A 991-nucleotide genomic window follows, 5' to 3' on the forward strand; every position below is an offset into this window, starting at 1 on the left:
TCTAGAAAAAGCTCTTTACAAAGCACTTGTTGCTTCTGGAATTCAGATTAAAAACCATGGCTCTGTCCTATTAACAGTAGCGGACAAAGATAAAGAAGAAGGTTTAGAGATTGCTAGAAGGTTCCACCAAATTGGGTATCAAATTCTAGCGACAAGTGGAACAGCAGATTATTTAAGAGCCTACAATATTCCAGCAAAAGTTGTTAATAAAATTGGTGCGTCTGAACCGAATCTATTAGATGTTATTCGTAAAGGTGAGGCACAATTTGTAATCAATACCTTAACAAAAGGAAAACAGCCAGCTAGAGACGGATTTAAAATTCGCCGTGAATCAGTAGAAAATGGAATTCCTTGTTTAACTTCATTAGATACAGCAGTTGCCATTTTACGTGTACTAGAGTCGATGACATTCTCTACAGATACGATGCCAAAGATCAACAAGCAGCTAGAGGTGAGCTTAACGTGATAAAAAAAGAACTAATGGTCGTGACAAAACACGAAAAAATTGCAGAACATATTTTTCAGCTAACACTACATGGTGAACTTGTTTCAGAGATGGGTAACCCAGGTCAGTTTGTTCATTTAAAGGTGTCAGAGGGTAGCACACCTCTATTAAGAAGACCGATTAGCATTTCTGAAATTGATATAGATAAAAAGCAATTCACAATGATATATAGAGCAGAAGGGGCTGGTACTCAGCTCCTTTCTAAAAAGGTCGTTGAAAACGTAGTGGATGTTTTAGGACCATTAGGGAATGGCTTTCCAATTGATACAGTTGAAAGTGGACAGAAAGCTTTGTTAGTTGGCGGAGGAATAGGCGTTCCTCCTTTGCTTGAACTATCAAGACAACTAGTCGCAAAGGGTGTAAAGGTGCAGCATGTATTAGGTTTTCAAACAAAAAATGCTGTGTTTTTAGAAGAAGAGTTTTCTAAACTAGGAACAACGATCATAACAACCGACGATGGGTCTTACGGATACAAGGGATTTGTAA

Annotated in this window: 1 protein-coding gene and 1 pseudogene; both read left to right on the forward strand. The window is 37.9% G+C overall.

Features of this window, described 5'->3' with window-relative positions; translation table 11 throughout:
- Nucleotides 1–466: pseudogene (locus ACEWK1_RS27670) on the forward strand (carbamoyl-phosphate synthase large subunit); the annotation flags it as partial.
- Nucleotides 463–991, forward strand: a 529-nt coding sequence (locus tag ACEWK1_RS27675; RefSeq protein ID WP_416636887.1) for a dihydroorotate dehydrogenase electron transfer subunit, incomplete at its 3' end; no start/stop codon positions are given. The pseudogene ACEWK1_RS27670 and the gene ACEWK1_RS27675, both read left to right, overlap by 4 nt.

The sequence above is a fragment of the Metabacillus sp. YM-086 genome, assembly GCF_048059995.1.
GTDB lineage: Bacteria > Bacillota > Bacilli > Bacillales > Bacillaceae > Metabacillus > Metabacillus litoralis_B.